General features: G+C 44.6%; 19 protein-coding genes. 14 read left to right on the top strand and 5 right to left on the bottom strand.

Going from position 1 to position 24,693, the window contains the following annotated elements; genetic code table 11:
- Positions 1 to 44: 44 nt before the first annotated feature.
- The 6 genes from mnmE to KI210_RS02035 all read left to right on the top strand — a co-directional run bounded on the left by mnmE (position 45) and on the right by KI210_RS02035 (position 9,781).
- Positions 45 to 1,430, top strand: coding sequence for a tRNA uridine-5-carboxymethylaminomethyl(34) synthesis GTPase MnmE (gene mnmE, locus KI210_RS02060; protein ID WP_212780229.1), 1,386 nt, complete (start codon positions 45 to 47; stop codon positions 1,428 to 1,430).
- Positions 1,431 to 1,444: 14 nt separating this feature from the next.
- Positions 1,445 to 3,340: a tRNA uridine-5-carboxymethylaminomethyl(34) synthesis enzyme MnmG gene (gene mnmG, locus KI210_RS02055; protein ID WP_212780228.1), complete on the top strand. Its 1,896-nt coding sequence runs from the start codon at positions 1,445 to 1,447 to the stop codon at positions 3,338 to 3,340.
- 22 nt (positions 3,341 to 3,362) lie between these two features.
- Positions 3,363 to 4,361 (top strand): alpha-hydroxy-acid oxidizing protein, encoded by a 999-nt coding sequence (locus tag KI210_RS02050; RefSeq protein WP_246487304.1) that lies wholly within the window; start codon positions 3,363 to 3,365, stop codon positions 4,359 to 4,361.
- 326 nt (positions 4,362 to 4,687) lie between these two features.
- A complete protein-coding gene (gene spxB / locus KI210_RS02045; RefSeq protein ID WP_212780227.1) occupies positions 4,688 to 6,496 on the top strand; it encodes a pyruvate oxidase in 1,809 nt (602 codons plus the stop codon).
- 204 nt (positions 6,497 to 6,700) lie between these two features.
- Positions 6,701 to 8,086, top strand: a complete 1,386-nt coding sequence (gene gnd, locus KI210_RS02040) for an NADP-dependent phosphogluconate dehydrogenase (RefSeq protein WP_212780226.1) — start codon at positions 6,701 to 6,703, stop codon at positions 8,084 to 8,086.
- Positions 8,087 to 8,212: 126 nt separating this feature from the next.
- The gene (locus KI210_RS02035) at positions 8,213 to 9,781 is read left to right on the top strand and encodes a ClC family H(+)/Cl(-) exchange transporter (protein ID WP_212780225.1); all 1,569 of its coding nucleotides are present in this window, start codon (positions 8,213 to 8,215) and stop codon (positions 9,779 to 9,781) included.
- Positions 9,782 to 9,897: 116 nt separating this feature from the next.
- Here the strand turns inward: KI210_RS02035 and KI210_RS02030 are convergent, their stop codons facing one another.
- From KI210_RS02030 to KI210_RS02015, 4 genes are all read right to left on the bottom strand, one after another.
- A complete protein-coding gene (locus KI210_RS02030) occupies positions 9,898 to 11,817 on the bottom strand; it encodes a copper-translocating P-type ATPase (RefSeq protein WP_212780224.1) in 1,920 nt (639 codons plus the stop codon).
- Complete coding sequence (locus KI210_RS02025) at positions 11,817 to 12,095, bottom strand: cupredoxin domain-containing protein (protein WP_212780223.1); 279 nt, start codon at positions 12,093 to 12,095, stop codon at positions 11,817 to 11,819. The genes KI210_RS02030 and KI210_RS02025 overlap by 1 nt, the downstream gene beginning before the upstream one ends.
- Positions 12,095 to 12,472: a cupredoxin domain-containing protein gene (locus tag KI210_RS02020; RefSeq protein WP_212780222.1), complete on the bottom strand. Its 378-nt coding sequence runs from the start codon at positions 12,470 to 12,472 to the stop codon at positions 12,095 to 12,097. The genes KI210_RS02025 and KI210_RS02020 overlap by 1 nt, the downstream gene beginning before the upstream one ends.
- A gap of 70 nt (positions 12,473 to 12,542) precedes the next feature.
- Positions 12,543 to 13,358: a Cof-type HAD-IIB family hydrolase gene (locus KI210_RS02015; RefSeq protein WP_212780221.1), complete on the bottom strand. Its 816-nt coding sequence runs from the start codon at positions 13,356 to 13,358 to the stop codon at positions 12,543 to 12,545.
- A gap of 269 nt (positions 13,359 to 13,627) precedes the next feature.
- Between KI210_RS02015 and KI210_RS02010 the strand changes: the two genes are divergently transcribed.
- Complete coding sequence (locus KI210_RS02010; protein WP_212780220.1) at positions 13,628 to 15,085, top strand: FAD-binding oxidoreductase; 1,458 nt, start codon at positions 13,628 to 13,630, stop codon at positions 15,083 to 15,085.
- A gap of 31 nt (positions 15,086 to 15,116) precedes the next feature.
- Here KI210_RS02010 and KI210_RS02005 read toward each other — a convergent pair whose 3' ends face one another.
- Positions 15,117 to 16,739 (bottom strand): peptide ABC transporter substrate-binding protein, encoded by a 1,623-nt coding sequence (locus tag KI210_RS02005; protein WP_212780219.1) that lies wholly within the window; start codon positions 16,737 to 16,739, stop codon positions 15,117 to 15,119.
- Positions 16,740 to 17,159: 420 nt separating this feature from the next.
- On the opposite strand from KI210_RS02005, the gene KI210_RS02000 reads away from it, so the two are divergent.
- From KI210_RS02000 to KI210_RS01970, 7 genes are all read left to right on the top strand, one after another.
- Positions 17,160 to 18,980, top strand: a complete 1,821-nt coding sequence (locus tag KI210_RS02000) for a monovalent cation:proton antiporter family protein (protein WP_212780218.1) — start codon at positions 17,160 to 17,162, stop codon at positions 18,978 to 18,980.
- Between the two features lie 134 nt (positions 18,981 to 19,114).
- Positions 19,115 to 19,954: a DUF3737 family protein gene (locus KI210_RS01995; RefSeq protein ID WP_212780217.1), complete on the top strand. Its 840-nt coding sequence runs from the start codon at positions 19,115 to 19,117 to the stop codon at positions 19,952 to 19,954.
- Between the two features lie 9 nt (positions 19,955 to 19,963).
- Positions 19,964 to 21,127 (top strand): MalY/PatB family protein, encoded by a 1,164-nt coding sequence (locus KI210_RS01990; protein ID WP_212780216.1) that lies wholly within the window; start codon positions 19,964 to 19,966, stop codon positions 21,125 to 21,127.
- A 76-nt stretch (positions 21,128 to 21,203) separates the two neighbouring features.
- On the top strand, positions 21,204 to 22,436 hold the full coding sequence (locus tag KI210_RS01985) for a chloride channel protein (protein ID WP_212780215.1): 1,233 nt from the start codon (positions 21,204 to 21,206) through the stop codon (positions 22,434 to 22,436).
- 281 nt (positions 22,437 to 22,717) lie between these two features.
- Positions 22,718 to 23,299, top strand: coding sequence for a hypothetical protein (locus KI210_RS01980; RefSeq protein ID WP_212780214.1), 582 nt, complete (start codon positions 22,718 to 22,720; stop codon positions 23,297 to 23,299).
- A 19-nt stretch (positions 23,300 to 23,318) separates the two neighbouring features.
- Positions 23,319 to 23,915, top strand: coding sequence for an ABC transporter ATP-binding protein (locus KI210_RS01975; RefSeq protein WP_212780213.1), 597 nt, complete (start codon positions 23,319 to 23,321; stop codon positions 23,913 to 23,915).
- A complete protein-coding gene (locus tag KI210_RS01970; protein WP_212780212.1) occupies positions 23,908 to 24,387 on the top strand; it encodes a hypothetical protein in 480 nt (159 codons plus the stop codon). The genes KI210_RS01975 and KI210_RS01970 overlap by 8 nt, the downstream gene beginning before the upstream one ends.
- The last annotated feature ends 306 nt before the right edge of the window (positions 24,388 to 24,693 follow it).

The following is a 24,693-nucleotide window of genomic DNA, read 5'->3' as shown; positions in this document are numbered from 1 at the left end:
ATGGTTATTGCGCTTTTTTTATTACGATCATCAAGGAGAAAGAGATGGCACAGACCTTAACTGAATTTGATACGATTGCAGCAATTTCAACCCCGATTGGCGAAGGGGGAATTTCGATTGTGCGCATGTCTGGTGAAGAATCAGTGAAGATCGCCAATCGTTTGTTTAAGGGCAAGGACCTGACCAAAGCAGCTAGCCACACAATCAATTACGGTCATATCGTCGATCCTAAAACTGGTGAGATGATTGATGAAGTCATGGTTTCAGTTTTATTGGCACCGAAAACCGCAACCCGCGAAGATATGATCGAAATCAATTGTCACGGCGGAATTGTAGTTACTAACCGCATTTTGCAGCTCTTATTGGCTAATGGTGCCCGGATGGCCGAACCTGGCGAATTTACCAAACGCGCCTTTGTTAATGGCCGGATTGACCTGACGCAAGCAGAAGCCGTGATGGATATCGTGCGGGCTAAAACCGATAAGGCGCGCGATGTGGCTGCTAAGCAGATGGCGGGGGGCTTGATGCAGAAAATCAAGGACCTGCGGCAAGAAATTTTAAACACTTTGGCCAATGTGGAAGTTAATATTGACTACCCCGAATACGATGCTGATACGGTCACTGCTAAGGAAATGGCAGATACCTCTAAGCGCGTAATTTCCGAAATTGATGCGCTCTTGAAGACTGCCAATGAAGGGAAAATTTTGCGCAATGGGCTAGCGACGGCGATCGTTGGCCGACCGAACGTAGGAAAATCTTCCTTACTTAATTATTTGACGCAAAGCGATAAGGCGATCGTGACCGACGTGGCGGGAACGACCCGTGATACCTTGGAAGAATTTGTTTCAGTCAATGGCGTACCGCTAGAATTAATCGATACGGCTGGGATCCATCAGACTGATGATAAGGTAGAAAAAATTGGGGTTGAACGATCGAAAAAGGCGCTTAAGCGGGCAGACTTGGTTTTGCTGTTGTTAGACAGCAGCCAGGAGTTGACAAGTGAAGATCAAGAACTCCTGCAAGCTACGGCTGATAAGAAGCGGATCATTGTTCTTAATAAGACGGACCTGGGGATGAAAATTACACCACAGGAACTGGCTGACCAGACGGCTAGCCCGGTAATTGCCGTATCCGTGTTGGAAAAGCAGCATATGGAACAGCTAGAACAGACGATTAAGGATTTGTTCTTTAGCGGAATCGAGAACTCCAATGAGCAAGTGATGGTTACCAACCAGCGGCAGACGGGATTGCTAGCCAAGGCTAAGGGGCAATTAGAGGAAGTAATTTCAGCCGTTGACAATGGCATCCCCGTTGATATTGCACAAATTGATTTTACCGGGGCTTGGGACACCTTAGGCGAAATTACTGGAGACAGTGCTCCGGATGAATTAATTACGCAATTATTTAGTCAATTCTGTTTAGGCAAGTAAAGGGAAAGTTATTGATGATAAAAACATACAATTCAAACGAATATGATGTAATCGTAGTTGGTGCGGGTCATGCCGGCAGTGAAGCAGCCCTGGCTAGTGCGCGCATGGGCTTAAAAACTCTAGTAGTTACCATTGGCTTGGATATGGTGGCTTTTATGCCATGTAATCCATCCGTTGGGGGCCCTGCCAAAGGAACCGTGGTCAGAGAAATCGATGCTTTAGGCGGCGAAATGGGACGCAATATTGATGCTACCTACATTCAGATGCGGATGCTGAACACCGGTAAGGGCCCGGCAGTACGAGCTTTGCGGGCCCAAGCTGACAAGTGGCAATACCATGAACGGATGAAGGACACGATCGAAAATACGCCTAATTTGACCTTGCGGCAGGCGGTTGTTGACCAGTTGGTAGTTGAAGACGGCGTCTGCAAAGGGGTCATTACCAATACTGGTGCTAAGTACTTGGCTAAAAGCGTGGTTCTGACTACCGGTACGGCAGCTAGGGGCAAGATTATTATTGGGGAATTGACTTATTCATCAGGCCCTAATAACACTACTCCCGCCATCAAATTGTCAGAAAACCTAGAAAAGCTCGGCTTCAAGCTGCGCCGCTTCAAGACTGGTACGCCGCCACGCGTTAATGGCAATACGATCGACTACTCCAAAACCGAAGAAGAACCTGGTGATCAGGAACCGCGGCACTTTTCATATGAAACCAGCGACCGCAGCTACTTACAGGACCAAATTTCATGCTGGATGACCTATACCAATAACACCACGCACGAAATTATCCGCGCCAACCTTGACCGTGCGCCAATGTTCAGTGGCGTCATCAAGGGGGTAGGGCCACGTTATTGCCCATCAATCGAAGATAAGGTGGTACGGTTTGCTGATAAAGACCGCCACCAAATTTTCCTTGAACCGGAAGGTCGGCATACTAAGGAAATCTACGTTGGCGACTTTTCAACCTCAATGCCGGAAGAAGTGCAGCTGAAGATGCTGCATTCAGTGGCTGGCTTGGAAAAGGTTGAAATGATGCGTCCAGGCTACGCCATCGAATATGATGTGATTGAACCGTGGCAGTTGAAGCATACCTTGGAAACAAAGAAAATCAAGCACCTCTTTACTGCTGGCCAAATGAACGGCACCAGCGGCTATGAAGAAGCAGCTGGCCAAGGCTTAATTGCTGGGATCAATGCGGCTTTAGCAGCTAAAGGCAAGCCAGGCTTTACTTTAGGCCGGGATGAAGCTTATATCGGCGTTTTGATTGATGACTTGGTAACCAAGGGCACTAATGAGCCATATCGTCTCCTGACCAGTCGGGCAGAATATCGGCTGATTTTGCGTCACGACAATGCAGACTTGCGGTTGACCGAATATGGGCATCAATTAGGCTTGATTGACGATGATCGTTATGCTGACTTTGAAGCCAAGAAGGCAGAGATTGCCCGCGTTGAAAAGCGCCTGCATGAAATCACGGTGCACCCAATCGAAGACGTTCAAAGCTATTTGGTAAAAATTGGCCAAGCTCCAATGGCTTCAGGCGTCAAGGCTGACTACTTCTTGCGCCGGCCAAAGGTTACAATTTCTGATATTGAAGAATTAACTCATGAGCATATTTGTGATGACCGTTATGTTAAGGAACAAGTAGAAATTTCGATCAAGTATGCTGGTTATATCAAAAAAGAAGAAGTTCAGATTGCCCGGCTTAAGCGCCAGGAAGCTAAGCGGATCCCTGAAAATATCAATTATGACGATATTGACGGCTTAGCAACTGAAGCTAGACAAAAGTTTGAGAAGATTCGGCCGGAAACCTTGGCACAGGCTGAACGAATTTCCGGCGTAAACCCAGCCGATTTGGCGATTTTGAGCGTCTACATTCAAAACGGCAAATACAGTAAGACTAAGTAGTTTTTTTAGCGAGGCGAGATAAATGGAACATAGCGATACAAATACCAGTGCTTCAATTAAAAAGCACCAAGCAGAGCTAAAGCAGGATTCATGGCCTGGTCCAAAAGGGATGATCCCAGTAACTAGCGGGAAAGCTGATGATGCCAACGTTCACAACCGAGCATATTTGGATAATATTTTGGTTGAAATGCGCATCATTGATGCGGTCAAGCCGGATTTGACGACAGAAATTTTCGGTCGCAAGTATGCCTCGCCACTAACTTTGGCAGCCGTGTCGCACTTAAACCAGGTGCTTGCTGATACTAGTCGCCAGCCAATGCAGGAAAAAGCGGCTGCTGCCAAAAAACTGCAAGTTTTGAACTGGATCGGAATGGAGCCGGATGATGAATATGCAGAGATTGTTGCTGCCGGCGGCGATACTGTCAGAATTATCAAGCCTTTTGCCGATCACGAGCGGATTTTGGCAGAAATTGCTTTTGCCCAAGACCGCGGAGCCGTTGCGGTGGGGATGGACATTGACCATGTGCCGGGCGAAGATGGCAATTATGATGTGGTTGACGGTATTCCCATGGGGCCAATCACGCAGGCTGATTTAGCTCGTTATGCAGCTTACAGCAAGGTGCCGTTTGTTGCTAAAGGGGTTTTGTCCGTCAGGGATGCACTCAAAGCCTGGAAGGCAGGCTGCAGTGCCATTGTGGTTTCGCACCACCATGGCCGGATCCCATTCGGCGTTCCGCCATTGAAAGTATTGCCGGACATCAAGCAGGCCCTGGCCGGCAGCGGCATGACCATATTTGTTGACGGGTCACTGATGAGCGGCTACGATGCCTACAAGGCCTTAGCCTTAGGGGCAGACGCGGTGCTGATTGGCCGCGGCATTTTGCCGGAGCTGCTTGACCAAGGGCAAGCGGGCGTTGAAGACAAAATCAAACGCATGAATCAAGAGCTAGCGCAGCTAATGCTTTATACCGGCGTAAAAGATACGCAGGATTTTGATCCAAAAGTCCTGCATTTCAACTAGGAAACATTACAAAAATAGCAAAAAGAGCGGTTTTACTTTGCAAAATTGAAAGTAAAGCGGCTCTTTTTAACTAAATTTCAAAAAAATTAATTGCGAATCGGTGCAGTTAATACAGAAAAGGACTAACACAAAGTAAGCTTTTCACAATCATAAGCTTTGTAACCAAGGACAATTTCACAAAATCTAGTCAAAGTTTGTGAAAATGATCTTTATAACAAGCGCTTACATCGTTGATAAATCAATATTTATAACGCTTGCAAAAACGGTTTCACAGTGCATATAATACTAAGTGAATTGATTGTTAATAACAAGGAGATGCACTTAATATGGCAAAAATTAAAGGCTCAAATGCAATGTTGCAAGTGTTAGTTGACTGGGGTATTGACCACATTTACGGTTACCCTGGTGGTTCATTCGACTCAACAATGAACGCTATTCACGAAATGCAAGACAAGATTAAGTTTATTGAAGTTCGTCACGAAGAAGCTGGCGCTTTGGCTGCTTCATCCGAATACAAGATTTCCGGCAAAGTCGGTGTCTGCTTCGGTTCAGCTGGCCCTGGTGCAGTTCACTTGATGAATGGTTTGTACGACGCTAAGTACGACAAGACTCCAATGGTTGCTATTGTCGCTAACGTTCCAACTTCAAGACAAGACATCAACTTCTTCCAAGCTTTCGATGAACAACCTTGGTTCCGTGATGTAGCCGTATGGGTACACCAAGCTAAGACTAAGGAAGCTATTCCAGTATTAATGGATGAAGCTATTCGTCAAGCTTACGCAAGAAAAGGTCCTGCTATTTTAATCATTCCTAAGGACTTTGGTTGGGCAGAAATCGAAGACAACTTCCGTGTAAATGCTAATGCACACGTTGCTGAAAACTACCCAGAACCAACTAAGGCTTCAGTTGAAGAAGCAGTTAAGTTGATTAAGGAAGCTAAGGCTCCAATGGTTTACTTTGGTATTGGTGCTAAGGGTGCCGGCGAAGAATTGAAAGAATTCTCAGACAAATTCAAGATGCCGCTAGCTTCATCAGTTATTGCTAAAGGGATTGTTGAAGACAAGTTCCCAGCATACGTTGGCTCAATTGGCCGTACCGCTCCTAAGGTTGGGGACGACATTCAAATGTTCGCTGACTTGGTTGTATGGGTTGGTAACAACTCACCATTCTCAGTCTTCTTCTTCAACCCAAAGGCTAAGGTCATCCAAATCGATGTTGACCCTGAAAAGCTTGGCAAGCGTCACTCTGTAGATGTGCCAATGTTGGCAGATGCTAAGAAGAGTTTGCGTGCAATTATTGATGCTGGTGAAGAAAAGCCTGAAACTCCACTTTACAAGGCTGCTCTTGCAGACCGTGAAAACTGGGAAGCATGGCTTGACAGCTTCAAGGATGACCACATTAAGGATGACGGACGCGTTCGTGCAGAACCTATCTTTGACGTCATCAACAACTACGCAACTGACGACGCTATCTTCGCAATTGACGTTGGTAACGTAAACATCAACTTTACTCGTTTGATGAACTTGCACGGTGACCAAAGATGGTCAACTTCAGGTTTGTACGCAACTATGGGTTACGGTTTACCAGCCGCAGTCGCAGCTGCAACTACCTTCCCAGACCGTGAAGTTTGGTCATTGTCAGGTGACGGTGGCTTTGCCATGATGAACCAAGAATTGTTGACCATGGCTCGTTACAACATGCACGTAATGAACGTTGTCTTCACTAACGAAACTCTTGGATTTATCCAAGCTGAACAAGAAGATGAATCTCACCAACCATTATCAGGTGTTATCCTTCCAGACAACGACTGGGCAAAGGTTGCTGAGGGTATGAACGTTAAGGCCGTTACTGTAACCAACAAGGCTGAATTTGAAGCAGCTGTCAAGGAATGGAAGAAGATGGACGGCCCAATGCTTGTGGACGTTAAGCTCACTAAGGAAATGCCATATTCTACTGAACTTAATACTTTGGACGACCCAGCATTCGTTGAGAAGTACCAAGCACAAGCATTGAAGCCTTTCAGCTACTATGCTGAAAAGTACGGTGTTGAAGCTGACACTGCTTCAGGCGCTTCACAAGAAGAACCTGAACCAGATCCAGAACCAGACACCACCTCAGGTGCATCAGAACACTAATTATCAGACACTTGCAACTAGTGATTGTTAATTAGAGCGGAAAAGCGCTCAAGTTGAGCGCTTTTTTGTGTGCTTTCAAAAAAGCGTAAATAATTCCATTAAATATAATTCTGCCGTATGCTAGCATTCAAGATCTTTGCATGTACTTTTATTGGCTAAGTAAACTATAATAGTATCTGGATATTTCTAGACGGAGGAACTTTTATGGAACAATTCGGCGTTATCGGTCTTGCCGTTATGGGTAAAAACTTAGCATTGAATATTCATTCACGTGGATATTCAGTTGCCGGCTTCAGCATTGACAAGCCGGAAGTTGATGCTTTGGCCAAGTACCAAGATGACAAGCTCAAGCCAACTTATACTTGGGAAGAATTCGTTAATTCACTTGAAAAGCCACGCAAAATCTTGATTATGATCAAAGCCGGCAAGCCGGTAGACATGACCTTAGACAAGCTAAAAGACTTGCTTGAACCAGGCGACATTGTAATTGACGGCGGTAATTCGAACTTCCACGACACTCAGAGACGTTTTGAAGAATTAGGCAAGTATGGCATCCACTTTATCGGAATGGGTGTCTCAGGCGGTGAAGAAGGCGCTCTGCACGGTCCAGCACTAATGCCAGGCGGTGACAAAGAAGCCTTTGAAAAAGTGCGTCCAATTTTAGAAGCCATTGCTGCTAAGACCGAAGATGGACGGCCATGCGTAAGCTACATCGGCCCAGAATCAAGCGGTCACTACGTAAAGATGGTTCACAACGGCATTGAATATGCCATCATGCAAGAAGTTAGTGAAGTTTACGACTTGCTGCGGACGGTTTCTGGCAAGAGCAATGAAGAAATGTCAGAAATTTTTGGCAAGTGGTACCAAGGCGACTTGCACGCCTACCTGATCGAAATCACTTCTAAGGTTTTGCAGCAAAAAGACGACCTGACCAGTGACTACGTAATCGACCACATCTTAAACGTAGCTTCATACAAGGGTACTGGTAACTGGATGCTGGAAGATGGGGTAGCACTTGGTGCTCCAATCAGCGTAATTGCGGAAGCCGTTATCGGCCGGTTCATGAGCAAGCAGACGACTCGTGAGGGATCAGCTCCGAAGTTTGACGGCCAAGCACCAGCTGACTTGGTAGAAAACCTGGAAAAGGCCTTAAACTTGGCGCAAGCAGTTGCTTATGCTCAAGGCTTCCAACAATTGACGATGGCAGCTGAGGCTTACAAGTGGGAATTGCGTTACCAATCAATTGCTCAAAACTGGGAAGCAGGCTGCATTATTCGTTCAAACATGCTGCAAGATATTGAAAAGGCATATGATGAAAACGGCAAGCTGCAAGTTTTATTCCAAGCTCCTTACTTCAAGAGCTTAATGGAAAAGAATCTGCCAGCTTTGCGGGCAGTTGTGAAGTTAGCTGCTGATGCGGGTATTCCAACTCCAACTTTGAGTGCATCACTCAACTACTTGGAATCAATCTTCAATCCAAACCTGCCAGCTAATATGATTCAAGGCCAACGTGACTACTTCGGTGCGCACACTTACTACCGGAATGACCGGGAAGGCGTCTTCCACACTGAATGGTACGAAGAAAAATAATTGAATGCTAAAAAGCAAATAGGCGCTCTGTCGAACGGCAGGGGGCCTATTTTTTGCCTACAGGCAGATCATTTTGTTGTAAAATAAAAACGTCACTGTATTCAATTAGAGGGGATTCTTGAGGGCATGAGATACGAAAAAGATGTAAGTATCAAATTGCTGTTCCAATCGCTGATCGTGGGCGTATTGGTCGGCTGTATCGTTGGTTTTTTCCGCTTTGGCATTGAAGAGACCAGCTCATTTTGGCTTTGGGCATTCAAACAGGCCCATCAGCATCTTTGGATTTTAGGCCTGATCATTGTTGGCTATGCAGCTATCGGGCTTTTAGCAGGGTACTTTGTTAAACAATACCCGCATGTTGGCGGGTCAGGGATTCCGGAAGTAAAGCTGCAATTACAAGGGAAGCTTAACCTGAAGTGGTGGCCAATTCTGTGGCGGAAGCTTATCTCCGGTATTCTAGTTATTGGAACTGGGCTGTTTTTAGGGCCTGAAGGACCATCATTGCAATTGGGGTCAACAGTTGGTCAAGGTGTCGGCGAAAAAAGCAAACAGAGCCGAACTAACCGGCGAGTGCTCTTAGCAACTGGGGCAGCTAGTGGTTTGGCGGCAGCTTTTGGCGCACCGCTTAGTGGCGCGCTATTCGTGTTGGAAGAGGTCTTCCATAACTTCTCAGCCCGGGTTTGGATGAACGCATTGATCGGGGCCTTGGCGTCAGACTATGTCATTACCAATATTTTTGGGCAGAAACCGGCATTGATGATTGCTTACAAGAACTACTTCCCAACGCAGCTTTATTGGCATTTGGTCATTTTAGGCCTGCTCCTCGGCTTTTGCGGACACTACTATAAAGTAGGCCTATTTAAAATGAAAGCCGCTTATATGAAGCTGAAAATCATTCCACGCTGGCTTCACGGCTTGATCCCGTTGGCCATTTTGGTACCGATTATGTGGTATGTGCCAATCGTAACCGGTCCGGGAAACAGAATGATTTTATCCTTGCCAAAATTAATTAAGCACGATGGCTGGGCCTTAGTAGGGATGCTGGCAGCATTTTTCGTTCTGCGACTGGTATTTTCCATCGTTTCTTATGACTCCGGTCTGCCAAGCGGCATTTTCCTCCCGATCTTAACGATGGGTGCCCTTTTTGGCGCTACTTATGGTTTGCTTATGGCGCAGTTGGGCTTAATGCCACGCTATCTGGTCGTCAATTTGATAATTTATTCCATGGCCGGCTTTTTCGCAGCGACGATCAGAGCGCCATTTACGGCGATCATTTTGATTACGGAAATGGTCGGCTCGCTCCTGCACCTGATGCCTTTGGCCCTAGTCAGCTTCTTTGCCTTGCTGGTAGATGTATTGCTAGGCGGTTTGCCAATTTATGATAGTTTGGCAAAAGCAATGGAGCCAAGCTATGACCAAGATGAGGTTTCCGGCCAAGCTGATCAATTGACGGTAGCGGTCTTTGAATCAAGTGCCTTGGTTGATAAGACGATTGCTGAAATTACTTGGCCGCCGCATACTTTGGTGAAAGTAATCAAGCGTAGAGGCAGCGATATTATTCCCAATGGTGAAACCAAATTGGAGCCGGGAGATCTGCTAGTACTGGCGATTGATGAAAGTCAGCGCGGGTACGATTATGACGCAATCCAGGCCTTGCAAGAAGGCAAAGGCTTAGATACAGTCAAAAAGCTTTAAAAAAGAAAAAATAAGAAAACGGCGTTAGGATTAATTATCCTAGCGCCGTTTTAGTGTGTTAGATAGTAAAAAGTAGATAAGTATAGATTATAGAAGTTAGTTTAGAGGGAAGAGGGTTAAACCGCAACCTTGGTCTTGTTGAGCAGCAAGGAGCTAGTGACTACCGAAACCGAACTGAAGGCCATTGCTAGTCCCGCTAATTCAGGGCTAAGCTGCAGTCCAACTTGCATGAATAAGCCGGCGGCAATTGGAATTCCGATCATGTTGTAGATCATTGCCCAGAAGAGGTTGAGCTTGATGCGGTTGAAGGTCTTTTTAGCCATTTCCAAGGCCTTAACCACGCCGCGCAGATCATTTTGCATTAAGACAATGCTGCCGGATTCAATGGCAATATCAGTTCCTGATCCCATGGCAATTCCGACATCAGCTACTGACAGGGCAGGGGCATCATTGATCCCGTCACCAACAAAGGCGACCTTACGACCAGCAGATTGTAGCTTTTGAATTTCATCAGCCTTTTGGTTTGGCAAAACGCCAGCAATTACTTCACTAATGCCAACCTGATCAGCAATTGCTTGGGCCACGTCTTGGTTATCGCCCGTCAGCATTACTGTGTGGTAACCGCGCTTGGTTAAAGCAGCCATAGCTTCTTTAGACGTTGGTTTTGGCGCATCTTGAATTGCGATCAAACCCACAGCTTGGCCATTTTTACCAACATAGACGACGGTTTTGGCAGCTTTTTGCAAGGCGGTTGCCTGGTTAGATATTTCCTGGGAAATATTGCCATCGGCGAACAGTTTTTCGCTTCCGATAAGAATCTCTTGGCCATTTATGCTGCCAGAAACGCCTTTACCCTCAATAGCTTTGAAGTTGTTGGCAGCTGTTAAATCGAGCTTGTCAGCCTTGGCGGCAGCAACAACAGCTTGTGCCAAAGGGTGTTCAGACGAGTCTTCCAAACTGGCAGCTAGCTGCAATATTTCCTTACGTGGGCCAATCACATCAGTTACTACCGGCTTACCATTGGTGATCGTACCGGTTTTATCAAAGACAATCGTGTCAATGTCGCTAGCTTCCTGTAAGGCTTCGCCATTCTTAATCAAAACCCCCATGTTGGCAGCCCGTGCAGTACCGACCATTAAAGCGGTTGGCGTAGCTAGTCCCAAAGCACACGGGCAGGCGATTACGAGGACGCTAATGGCAAAAAGCAAAGCTTCAACGAAGCTGGCGCCTAAGAAGGCATACCAGATGACAAAAGTAGCAATCGCAATGATCAAAACTGCGGGCACAAAGATGTTAGAGAATTTATCAGTCAGCTTTTGAATCGGAGCATGGCTGGTTTGTGCTTTTTTAACAAAGTCGACGATTTGCGCTAAGACCGTATCTTCACCGACTTTGGTTGCCTTGAAAGTAAAAGTTCCGGTTGAGTTGATGGTTGACCCAACCACTTCGTCGCCGACTGTCTTTTTCACCGGCATGCTTTCACCGGTAACCATTGATTCGTCGATACTGGTAGAACCAGTTAAAATAACGCCATCGACTGGTACCTTTTCACCAGGCTTAACGCGGATTGTAGCACCAGTCTTTACTTGGTCTAGGGGAACACGGACAAATTCGCCATTGCGTTCGATTTCTGCATCCTTAGCCTGCAGCTTCAATAGACTAGCTAAGGCGTTATTGGCATTGTTATGCATCTTTTCTTCTAGGGCATCGCCTAAAAGAACGAAGACCGTCACAAAAGCAGCACTTTCAAAGTACACTTCGCGGCCGGTAATCATGGCAAAGATGCTGTAGAAGTAGGCAACTGAGGTACCAATAGCGACTAAAGTATTCATGTTTGCGCTGTGCTTTTGAAAAGCCGCCCAGGCACTCTTCCAATATGGAGCAGCCGAGATAGCCATAATGATGGTGGTGGTTATAAGGGCAACCCAGTTATAGTAAGGCATCATCCAATGAAATGGCATGGCCAACATTTGGATGAGCATTGGAATCGCAAGGACGAATGAGATCCAAAAGCGTTGGATGTTTGAGAGTTTCATTAGTCGATAACAATCTTTCCGTGGAACATGTCCATCCCGCAAGCGAAGTTGTATTCACCTGGCTTGTCGGTTGGAATGTTAATCTTAGTAACTTTTTGAGCAGTTAAATCTGAATCAACATTAAGGTCTTTGAAAACAACGTGTGACAAACAGCCGTTAACATTCTTGGCATGGAATGCGACTTGAGCCGGCTGGCCTTGCTTAAAATGAACGACTTCCGGCTTGTAGCCGCCATCAACAACGATTTTTGCGTTTTGCTTTTTACTGAATAGAGACATTATTTAACGATCACCTTTCCATGAAACATATCCATTCCGCAAGCGAAGTTGTACTCGCCGGCTTGGCTGGTAGGAATTTTGACGGTTGTATCTTTAGCGGCATTCAACTTTTCGTTTATGCCCAGCTTATCAAACGTGATCATTGATAAGCAGGCGGTTGAATCTTGCAGATCAAAGTTAATGGTGGCTGGCAGGCCCTTCTTAACAATGATGGTTGCAGGACTATAGCCCCCTTTAACTACAACGGTTTCTGATTGCTGGCCGTCTTTGACTTCTGCATGAACTGCAGTTTCCTTATGAGGTGCAAAGAACCACCAGAGGATAAAGGCGATCAGACCCAAACCGAAAACAATGGTAATAATTTGTGATGCTGCCATTTTAATCGACTCCTTTTCTGTTTACATATGTAATCTTAGCAGTTAAGTTTACACATGTCAACATTACGGATTAAAAAGGCAAATTTCCTGGGAAATATTTTTTCAGGGCCACATAAATGCCATCGTGATCGTTATCAGCAGTCAAGGTGAATTGGGGCTGCAAGTCTTTTGGAGCATTGCCCATCAAAAAGCTGTGGTTGGCTGCCCGCAAGAGGGCTTCATCATTGTAGTTGTCGCCAAAAGCCCAAGTATGCGTATTATCAAGCTTTTCGTGCTGGCAGAAGAAATCAATGATGTCGCTTTTTTGGATTCCTTTAGGAATAGCCTCTAAGAGGTGTTGATCGCTTTTGACAAAATCAAGTTGGTTAAAGCGCTGCTTTAGCTGCGGTTGCAGGGCGTCAAGAACTTGGGGATCACCGATCAAGAGGAGTTTGTGAGCTCCAGGCAATTGTTTGGCATCAAGTTCAGGCAACAGGATCGGTTCAGCCGACACCTTTACAATTCTTTCTTCTGTTTGAACGCGGCTGCTTTTTGGCAAAGCGCAGTACCACTGGTCATAGTAGTATAAGTTCCAGCTGACTTGAGTTGGATATTGTTCTTCGATCAATTGGATAATTGCGTGCGCAGAGGCGTAATCCATAGTGATAGAACGCATCACTTGCCCTTTTTCGTCGTAAATTAAACTGCCGTTGAAAGCTCCAATAGGGCAATCAGGCATAATCTCATCTGTTACCGAACGAATTGCTTGAGGGCTGCGAGCTGAGACGGGAATGAAAAGATTGCCCGTTGCGATTAGGTACTGCAGGGCGCGTTTCGTCAGTGGCGTAATTTCTTTCTTTTGATTAATTAAAGTGCCGTCAATATCACTAAAAATAAGTTCTGTCATGATGCATAACCTCAATTTCTAAGCATAGATTAGCAGTTAAAAATAATTATAGCGCAAGGAAAAGCGGTAATTGGTCCATATAGAACAAAAAGACTGATTATCGCTAAAAAATAATTTTTTTGATTTATTTAAATGATTGACATGCTAGCTGGTCTAGGTTCTTTAAATAACATTCAGAAAAGTCAAAATAAAATGTTTGCGCTTTCATTTGTGCTGGGATAGAGTAGAAATTGACGAAAACATTTTTTCAAAATAGGGGGGCATCCAATATGCAATTTAACAAGTTAACCGCTGCCGACATTGAAACTTTACGCTCATATATCGCAGATCCTGAACGCTTTATTACCGAACCAACTGAACACTGGGATCATGACCAATTTAAGACGGTTCGCGCAATGCCTGATTTGGTTATCCAACCAACTACCAACGAAGAAGTCCAAAAAGTTGTTAAGTATGCTAGCGACCATAAGATTCCATTGGTACCGCGCGGCAACTCAACTGGTTTGATGGGTGCCAACTTGACCGTGCACCATGGCATTTCACTGGATATGGTAAAGATGAACCAGGTTGTTGAGTATGATCCGGGTTCACTGACTTTAACGGTGCAAGCCGGAATGCGGCTGAATGACCTTGATAAATTCTTGGCAGACAAGCCATTTACTTATATGCCAGCTCCAGCAATGCACTGGGCAACGATCGGGGGCAATGTTAACACGAATGCCGGTGGCTTGAAGGCAATCAAGTACGGCGTAACCCGTGAACATATTCGCCAATTGAAAGTGGCGATGACCGATGGCAAGCTTTACAAGCTCGGCTCCAAGTCAGTTAAGGCCAGTTCCGGCTACTCAATTAAAGACTTGATTATCGGCTCTGAAGGGACCTTGGGAGTTGTTTGCGAAGTTACTGTCCGCCTCTACCCAAAGCCAAAGCAAAGTATCAATGCAGTTATTCCATTTGATACGTTAACTCACGCAATTGAATCAGTACCAGCTATTTTAGCTAGTGGCGTGGTTCCAACGACGGTTGAATTCATGGGCCGCAAAGTTTTGAATTTGTGGGAAAAGTACTACGAAAAAGAATTCCCAATCAAGGAAGGCGACGGCTTCATTATCTTAGGTCTTGATGCCTTTACTAAGGAAGAATTACAAGCCCAACTTGATACGATTGTTGAAGTAACCAGCACGATGCATGGTATGAAACCAGTAGTTTTGGATGCTGATAGTGCTGAGGCCAAGCTGATTTGGGAAGCTCGTGAATCCTTGCTGCTGGCAATTCAAAAATCTACGCCGAAGATGGACGAAGTTGATGTCAGCGTGCCAATCAACCATATTCCGGACGTCTTAAAGCGGATCGATGAATTGGAAGCAGAAACTGGCATGCGGATTCCAAACTTTGGCCATGCTGGTGACGGTAACCTGCACATTTACCTATGTTCCGACGAATTAAATGATCAAGAATTTGCTGACAAGTCAAACTACGTAATCAGTGAATTGTACAAGACGGCGCGCGCAGTAGATGGCAATATGTCAGGTGAACATGGAATCGGCTACGCTCGCAAGGACTTCTACGAAGACTTTTATGGCAAGGACTACACTGACCTATTGAGAAAAGTTAAGGCTTTGTTTGATCCAAATGGGGTAATCAACCCAGATAAGATTTTCCCATTGGAAGATGCGGAAGACAGCAAGCATAATGCTCAAGGCAGCAGTTCAAAAGAATTAGTCTAGCAAGTAAAAAGAACCCGTGAGGGTTCTTTTTTTATTTGAGGTAAACGTTCTTGAAGTCGTATGGCACGCCAGTTGGGTTAAAGGATACGCCTTTAACTGAAGTCTTCAGCAGTTGCGGTTTAGCAACTTGAATCAACGGAATCGTACCTTGGCTCTTCATTAATACTTTTTCAGCTGCGACTAACTTCTTCCAGCGTGTAACGGGTTGGTTGCCGTAGACATTTTCTGATTCATGCAAAAGCTTATCAAATGTCTTGTTGGACCAGCCGTTGTTTAAATAGCTGGAGCCAGTTTCATAAACGTCCAAGAAGTTGATAGGATCGCCGAACACGGCTTGCCAATTTTTAACCGTTAATTGGTAGTTGCCGGCAGATTGCCGTTGAATTAATTGCGTATATGGCAAGCTTTGAATTGAAATTGATACGCCTGGGAGCTGGTCAAGCTTGCTTTGCAGGAATTCAGCGGTTTGCTTGGCGGAATCAGTGTCGCTAACTAATAGCGTTACCTTGATTGACTTAATGCCGGTTTCTTGATAGCCCTTCTTAAGCAGTTTCTTGGCCTTGGCTAAATTGTAGGAAACAGCACTCTTGACGTAAGCATCGTCTTCAAATTGTGCTCCGGTCTTGGGGTTGGTTCCCATGCCTGAAGGCACGAACCCCTTAGCAGGTACCGAACCGTCTTTTAGAACATTGTAAGCTAATTGCTTACGGTTGATTGCATATGAGAAAGCTTGACGAATTGACTGATTCTTGAAGGCTTTTACCTTGTTTTGGTTCAATTCTAGCCGTTGGATGGCTGAAGATAAACGTTGGTGGTAACCTGCTTTATTCTTGTTAGCAGAAACTTGCTCGCCTGATAATAAGGTCTCATCAGCTTTGCCAGCTTGGAAAAGATTGTAGCTGGTAGTAGTGGATTCACTGACTTGTTCATTAACCTTGGTCAGTTTCACATGCTTTTTATCCCAGTAGTACTTGTTTTTGACTAAGGTCCAGCTCTTGTTGGTGCCAGTCCACTTCTTTAAAACGAATGGTCCGGATGAAACCGTGTATTTAGCTTGGGTACCGTAAAGTTTGCCCGCTTGTTCAACGAACTTTTGGTTTTGCGGGAAGAACAATGGCCAAGATAATAAAATCTTGAAGTAGCTCAAAGGGCGAGTAAGCTTAATCCGTAAATGGTACTTAGAAACTGCTGTAACGCCTAAAGCAGTCGGCTGTTTTTTCCCGGAGTTAATAGCCTGGGCATTTTTGATTTGATACAGGTAAAAAGCCATAGCAGACTTGGTTGCTGGCGTAACCGTTCTGCGATATGAATATACGAAGTCCTTGGCGGTGATTTGATCCCCATTAGACCATTTAGCATCTTTGCGCAAAGTGAAGTCATATTGCTTCCCGCCGTCCGTTACTTTAACGCTCTTAGCCAGTGACAGTTTAGGCTTATTATTTTTATCCAAACGATAGAGCCCATCTCCTGTGTTTAACAATGCCTGGAAACTGGTGGTATCGGTAGCCAGGGACGGATCTTGCGTTGACAAAGCAGTGGATTCTGACCAATTGAGAACTTGTTTTTTGGCAGTAGAACCAGAACTTGCCTTATTGGAGCTGCAGGCTGTCAATAAAAGAGCAGCGGCTGCAATAAAAAATGGTTTGAACTTCATATCTTCTCTTCCTCTCATTTTGTGTAACCAGCAAATAAAAAACGCCCTACTAGATCTGCTTGATCTAATAGGGCGCCTGAGCGCGGTACCACCTATTTTGGGCCTCACGTACGGCCAAGAAGGCGATACGTTACCGCGGTATAGGGCGGACCCTGAAGGCACTGAATATCGCACCTTCTGCTCCGAGGCCATTTTCGCATCCCGCTTCTGCTCCTTCTTGCACCATCATGAAGGCTCTCTGTGCCAAAAGCCAGCAGCTACTTTCCTCGTCATCGCTGTTTATCTTAACTTATTTCTAATACTAAAGAGAATAAATTAATTTGTCAATAGTATTTTTTCATTTCAAGTCAAAGACCTTTATCCGCCATTTTTGCAGATATTTTGTTATTATAGATGCAAACAAAATGAATGGAGGAAATTATGGAACAACTGTCAATGTTGCTTGTGATTTTTGCGGCGCTGGTCATTCCAATTGTCATGGCGCGCTTTAACCTCAAGAACATACCTACTGCAGTTGCTGAAATCATTGTCGGGATAATTATTGGAAAGAGCGGCCTGCATCTAGTATCTAACAATAGTCAGTTGGCTTTTTTAGCAGACTTAGGTGTGATTCTGCTGATGTTCCTATCCGGGATGGAAATTAATTTTGACCTCTTTAAGAAGGAAGAAGGGCGCCCAAAGGAAAAAGTTAATCCGCTTTATTTAGCACTGGGCGGTTTTATTAGTATCCTGGTTGCTGCCGGAATTCTAGCAGCACTCTTGCGCGCCTTCGGACTTTTTAAGGATGTGGTTTTAGCAACGATCATCTTTAGTACGGTCGCCTTGGGAGTAGTTATTGCCACTCTTAAGGAAAAAGAAATTCTAAATCGACCAATTGGGCAGACCATTCTCCTGACTGCCGTTTTCGGTGAAGTTATTCCTTTGTTTGGATTGACTTTTTATGCCTCAATCAATGGCGGAAATGGCGGCACCCTGTGGTTGATTGTCTTCTTATTCATCGCTGCGATTGTGCTTTTATTGCGGTTTAAACGACCATATCAGTGGTTTACTCAGATTACTAAATCAACTACCCAGGTGGACATTCGTTTAGCCTTTTTCCTAATTTTCACCCTGGTCACAGTTGCTGAAACTGTTGGGGCCGAAAACATCCTGGGGGCCTTTTTGGCTGGGATCATCATGAAATTGTTGCAGCCAAGCGAATCAACCAAGGATAAATTAACCTCGATCGGTTATGGCTTCTTTATCCCGTTTTTCTTCATTATGACTGGAGTTAAACTGGATTTGATTAGCCTGTTTACGAATGCCCAAGCACTGATGTTAGTGCCGGTCTTAATCATTTGCTTCTTCTTAGCTAAGATGCCGGTGGCCGTGATTTATGCGCGCTTTTTCAACAAACGCAATGCGCTTGCGGGGGGCTTTTTAACTGCTACGACCATCACGATTGTGCTGCCTGCTTTACAAGTAGCGCGTAAATTAAACGTGATGACCTCAACCCAGTCGGCTGCCTTCACTTTAGCTGCGATTGTAGTATGTATTGTTTCACCGATCATCTTCAATTCGAAATTTGAATTAACGCCAGAAGATAAGATCAAGGAACGGGTCACGATCGTTGGGGCCACGGTCAGCACGGTGCCGGTTGCCCAAGAGCTTCATGATAAGTGGTATTCAGTAAAAATGGTTGCCACTAATGAGCAATACTACAATACCTACAAGAGCCGAGTAGCAGATATGGTTCTGCTTAAGCGGGATGATGAAAGCTTCGAAGCCGCAAATGTTTATGACTGCGATATTCTGCTGGTTGCCTATCAAAATGATGATAAGAACTTAGAAGTCGCCAAATGGGCGAAGAAACATGGCGTCAAGCGGGTAATTGCTTACCAAAACAGTCCAAGTGCTGAGCGGATTGCTGAAATGAAACAAGAGGGCATCGAAATCTTCAATATGTTCAATATTCATGTCAGTGCGATGCGGGCTTTGATTGAGTCGCCAGCCTTCTACGATATCTTGCTCGATTCCAAGAGCGTGCTTTACGACGTGGTGGTTAAGAACTCCAACTACGCTGGTCAGCGTTTGATGGATTGGGACTTTATCGGCGGCTTGACGGTCAGCCGGATTCGGCGTGATGGTAAATGGATTTCACCACACGGAACCACGATTATTGAGCTCGGTGATGAATTGCTTTACACAGGTCAGGTTACAGAAGCTGACCGCGCACGGGAAGTTTTAAGCCGAGAAGTTTAATGAAAGAACTGCAGTTTTGGCTGCAGTTTTTATTATGCTTTTTGCGCATAAATGTTAATAATAGATAACTATTTGATATATTCCCTAAGAGCAACTATGATTAAGCCAAAAGCTGTTAGAACAGGAGGGTGACGATGAAAAAATATCAAGGAGCATACTTTGAAGGAGAGCGTTCACTGTTCCAGGTGCGGGATGCGGAAATAATTGATACGACTTTCGGCCAAGGCGAGTCGCCATTAAAAGAAAGTCGCAATCTAACGATTGTTAACTCCGTTTTTCGCTGGAAATACCCATTGTGGTACAGTCGCAATATTACCGTTAATGATACGATTTTTGAAACGATGTCGCGGTCTGGGATCTGGTATACCAAACAGATAACCGTTAATAATAGTACGCTGCAAGCACCCAAGCTTTTCCGCCGGTCACAGGGAATTAACCTGCATAAGGTGCATTTTTCCGATGCTGATGAAACGCTCTGGAATTGCAGCGACATTGTGCTTGACCAAGTTCAGGCCAGGGGCGACTATTTTGGCATGAACAGTCAGAATATCAAAGTTGATGGTTTGGATCTGGTTGGCAACTATGTCTTCGACGGCGCTAAAAATATTGAAGTTCACAATAGCCGGTTCGTGTCCAAGGATGCCTTCTGGAATTGCGAGCACGTTACCGTGTATGATTCCAAGATTAATGGCGAATACCTGGCTTGGAACAGCAAAGATGTAACCTTTGTCAACTGTACTATCGAAAGTCACCAAGGGCTGTGCTATTTAGATGGAATCAAACTGATTAATTGCAAGGTCCTGGAAACAGATTTGGCCTTTGAATATTGTAAAAAGATTGATGCTCATTTTACCTGTAGCAATACCAGCATTAAGAATCCAATTAGTGGGATAATTGAGGCAAAAGGATCAGCTGAGATAATTCAAGATGATCCTGACCTAGATACCAGCAAGGTAAACATTACGGTAAAGTGAGGAAAAAGCATGACTGATTTTGATCAAATGCCTAAACGGCAGGGTACCAATTCAATTAAGTGGCAGGTTAAAGACGGCGAGTTGCCAATGTGGATTGCTGACATGGACTTTGCAGTTTCACCGGCAATTATTGCTGCCATTAAGCAGAAATTGGAATTAAAAGCTTTTGGCTACGAAGAGATCCCGGATGAATACTACCAAGCAGTCGCAGCTTGGTATGAAAAAATCCATGACTATCGGCCTGATCCCAGCTGGATGATCTTTGTCACGGGAGTAGTCCCAGCCATTACTTCGGCGGTTAAGCGATTGACGCATGTGGGCGATAAGGTCTTAGTGCAGGCACCGGTCTACAACATGTTTTATCATTCAATTGAAAATACCGGACGCCATGTGTTAAGCAGCGATCTGCAATATGATCAGGCAACGACCCGTTACCACGTTGATTGGGAAGACTTAGAAGAAAAGCTGGCGGATCCGCTAACCAATATGATGATTTTCTGCAACCCGCACAATCCCACGGGCCATGTCTGGAGCCGGGATGAAGTCATGCGCATTGCCAGTCTTTGTGCTAAACACCAAGTAGTGCTGTTTTCTGATGAGATTCATGGCGATCTTACCTTTGACCAAGCTTATACGCCGGTCTTCAGTCTGCCGGACGAGTTAAAACAGCATGCAGTCATTGCCGTGTCGCCAAGCAAGACGTTTAATGTGGCAGCCCTGCATGCGGCCACGGTAATCGTGCCTAACAGCAATCTGCGGGCACAAGTCAGCCGCGGCTTAAACAGCGACGAATTGGCCGAGCCTAACTTGGCTGCTATTCCAGGAACGATTGCTGCTTATACCCAGTCGAACCAGTGGTATCATGACTTGCTGGATTATTTAGCAATTAATCGTCAGCTGGTTCAAAAGGAACTGGCGGATACTCCGATTAAAGTGTCTAAGGAAGCTGGTACTTATTTGCTTTGGCTGGATATCAGCCAATTCAGTCATGATTCAGCTGCTTTTAGCAAGTTCTTGCGTGAAAAAACCGGCCTGATCTTATCAGCCGGGGATGTTTATGGTGCTAACGGCCACGACTTCGTGCGGATGAATGTCGCCGCTCCGCGCAAACTAGTTGCAGATGGACTGACGCGGCTAAAACGCGGCGTGCAGCTGTGGCAGAAACAAGGGTAAAAGTTTCACGTGAAACCCAAGAAAAATCAAATTTATGATATACTCCTAGCTAAGTAATAAGATAGGAGTATTTTTTGTGCTGAAATATAAACTTAATCATGCAATTTATATTATCTTTTTCAGTATTGTTCTAGGCTTTGCTACTGCTGGCTATTTGGACTTGGTAAATCGTCTGATCGAATTAATGTGGACTAGTTTCCCTGAAACGGCGGGGCTTTCAGCTAAATGGCTGCCGATTTTGCTTTGTCCGCTTTTTGGGATCGTTATTGGCTTATTCAACAATAAACTGGGAGACTATCCGTTGACGATTGCTGAAACTCTGGCGGAAGTGAAGAAAACCAATCATTTTGCCTATCAGAATTGGTGGAAGACCATGCTCTTAGGACTTTTAGCCCTTACCGGTGGTGGAAGCATCGGTCCAGAAGCATCCACTACCGTCTTATTGACAGGAATGATTGTGTGGCTGGGCGATCGCATTAAGCGGATGGATTTGCATCAACAGGAACTAGCCACAATGCCATTTTTAAGTCAGCTGAAGTTTATTTGGCTGGGGCGGCTAGATAAAGCTGAATTGGCAGCTGCTCGTCATGTCTACGATATATATGGTGGCAAAAAAGTAGCTAAAGTTCTGTACACTTTGCTTACGGCAATTGGCTTTGTGGGATATTTTGGTTATGGCAAACTTTTCCCAGAAGATAATCCATTAGGAATTCACCATGCACATTATGTCTATCACTGGGAAAATTTATGGATGGTCATACCGGCAATTATTGTTGGAATCATTGTCGGCAAGCTTTTTATCCAAGCCGGCAAATTAGCAGGACGGGTGTCAGAACGCCTGACTAATCGAATTGTTAAAGCAATAATTATGGGGATTATTTTGGCAATTTGTGGAGTGATTACTAGGGATGCGCTTTTTTCAGGAGAGTTCCGGATTGAAAGTTTAGCTAAAACGGCCTTTAATATGTCTCCGTGGGTGCTGTTAGGCATAGCCTTGATTAAAGCATTTACGACTAATTTTGGTTTTTATTTCGGCTGGCGCGGGGGGACGATTTTTCCCGCAATTATCTGTAGCTTCGCAATAGCAGCGATTTTGGCACAATACCTTCCTGGCAATGCAGCTATAGTAGCAGCGGTTGTAGTAGCTAGCAGCTTAACGGCGATCTTGGGGCGGCCGGTGTTAACGGCAATTGTGATGCTGCTTTTGTGGCCGATTGAGTTAGCAATTCCAATATTATTGGTCTGCTGGTGTACCCAAAAAATATTGCAAGGAAGCAGCTATCTTATGACGAAAGCTACCCAAAGGTAGTAGTATCGGAATATTTTGTTATTTACCGACGCTAATTCAGGTTATGGGATGACAAATGATCAAATATAGCAGTTAGCTGATATTTTAAGTAGTAAAGCTTTTCGCACGAATGTTGCGGAGAGCTTTTTTTGCACGAAGAACAGGATATTCAATGTTTGTTAAAAAGGGACTTACAGTTAGTTTTACTTTTACGTTTGTCCTGAATTTTGTCAATCAGTTATTTACGTTGAATTGGTTCCTGTTACCTTATGGTTTAAGCAGCAATTGAAAGAAGGGTAGCAATGCTTCCAACCAAGACAAAACGCCATTATTACTACTGGTTAATTGGAATTTTCCTGATGGGCATTTTGGCTTCTGCCAATGCTTTACTGACCTTTGATCCGCAGGACAAAAAGGATGTACTAAACGTGTATCTTTATCCGCATATGCTTAGTCTTTACCTGCAAAGCTTTGTGCTCATTATTTCCGGCAAGGAAATAATGAACTTTACTACGGTGAAGCCCTATATTAGCCTACGCGGCGGTGACAATGATATCGGTGCGCGTCTTTGGACTGCGGTCATTTTAAACGCAGCTGCCTTATTTTTAGGGATCTTTATTCCATATATTGTTGTGGGCTGGTCATGGTTTACTTTGGGCAGCTGGCAGTTGGGAACTGCGCTTATCGTCTTGCACATTGTGGTAATGTTGGTGCTTTCTACCTTGCTACTAGGTATTTATTATCAAGCCCACCCCTATTTGCAGATATTGGCAGCGATCATGTTAAACCTAGTTTTCCACTATATGATTGAAAACCAGTTGCTGGTTAAATACAGTATTTACTTTGATCAATTATGGCGGGACATTCACCTGTACTCGCATTAATCAGAATGGGGAAAAGAATATGTTAAAAGTTGAAAATGTCTCAAAGAGCTTTAAAAAGCGGCTAGTGTTGCAGGATATTAATTTAACGGTTGATGCAGGCGAGTTAGTTCATATCTCAGGCATTAACGGTTCAGGCAAATCTACCTTGTTTAAAATCATCGCCAAGCTGCTGGCTCCTGACCAGGGAAAAGTAACCCTGGGAAGCGATGATTATTTGGGAGCTTTAATTGAGAATCCAGGCTTCTTGGAATATGAATCCGGCTTGTCAAATCTAGCGTTCTTGGCCAAGCTTAATCAGCATTATGATGAAGGCAAGATCCGCCAATTGATGCAGCGCTTTTCATTAGATCCTGATGATCCGCAAGCAATTAAGAACTACTCTATCGGTATGCGGCAAAAGGTGGGCATCATTCAAGCAGTGATGGAAGATCAAACGATTATCTTGCTAGATGAACCAACACGTGGGATCGACCAAGAAGGGATTGGTCAGTTTACAGAGCTTTGCCATGAATTGACCAGTAGCGGTAAAAGTATTGTGGTAGCCAGTCATGATACCATAGCTGAGATGAAGTATGACCGTCAGCTGCACTTAGAAAACGGCGTGCTGCATGAATAAGACTTACTTGAAATTTGTTGGCGTGAGCTTGGTGTTGTTGCTCTTAATGCGTTATAGCGGCCTGCTTAACGGCATAAATTATTATCAGCTGAACTTTGGTTGGGTCAGTGGCAAAATTTTTGTGCTGGCTAGCAACTGGTACATGCTGGTTTATGATTATCTGGCAATTTCAGTCCCTAAACAAGAGCGCTTGGACTTAGAACTGCTGGTTCAAGTTAGAGCTTTAACCTGGGGTCGGCAAGTAGCAGCTTTTGCTAAACGGGATTTACCATATTTGGCTTGCTTGTGGCTGGGACACATGCCCTTTATGAGCACTGATTGGCGGCAATTGATAGCGTTAATTATCACTAGTCTAATCGCTGTAGTCTTGCTTCATCCAGTAAAAAAACCGGCTCAAACTAGTACCGGAATCGGGATCTATGTGGCAACTTGCTTGCTAGTCTTGCGCACGGTGCTAAATTCTATGGGGTAAGATGTAAAACTAAAAAATATCTAGGCTCGAACCCTAAAAAGGGCTCGGGCTTTTTATTATAGAAATATATGAAAATCGTCTATAAAAATATATGAAAATCGTCTATAATAATAAGAAATAAATTTAAGAACTGAGATGGATGAATGACGAACTTGATTTTGCACGAATTCAGGAGCAAGTTGCTTCATTTGCAATTACCCCTGCCGGTAAGAATAAACTTTTGAATTGCAAGGTGAGCGCTAATTTTGCTAAAACAACACAATTATTAGAAGAAACGGAACAGGCTAAGGATTTGCTTGATACTGG

This window comes from Lactobacillus corticis, from assembly GCF_018327645.1.
Taxonomy (GTDB): Bacteria; Bacillota; Bacilli; order Lactobacillales; family Lactobacillaceae; genus Lactobacillus; species Lactobacillus corticis.
Note: the sequence above shows the minus strand (reverse complement) of the source record. Positions and strands in the feature narration are given on the sequence as shown.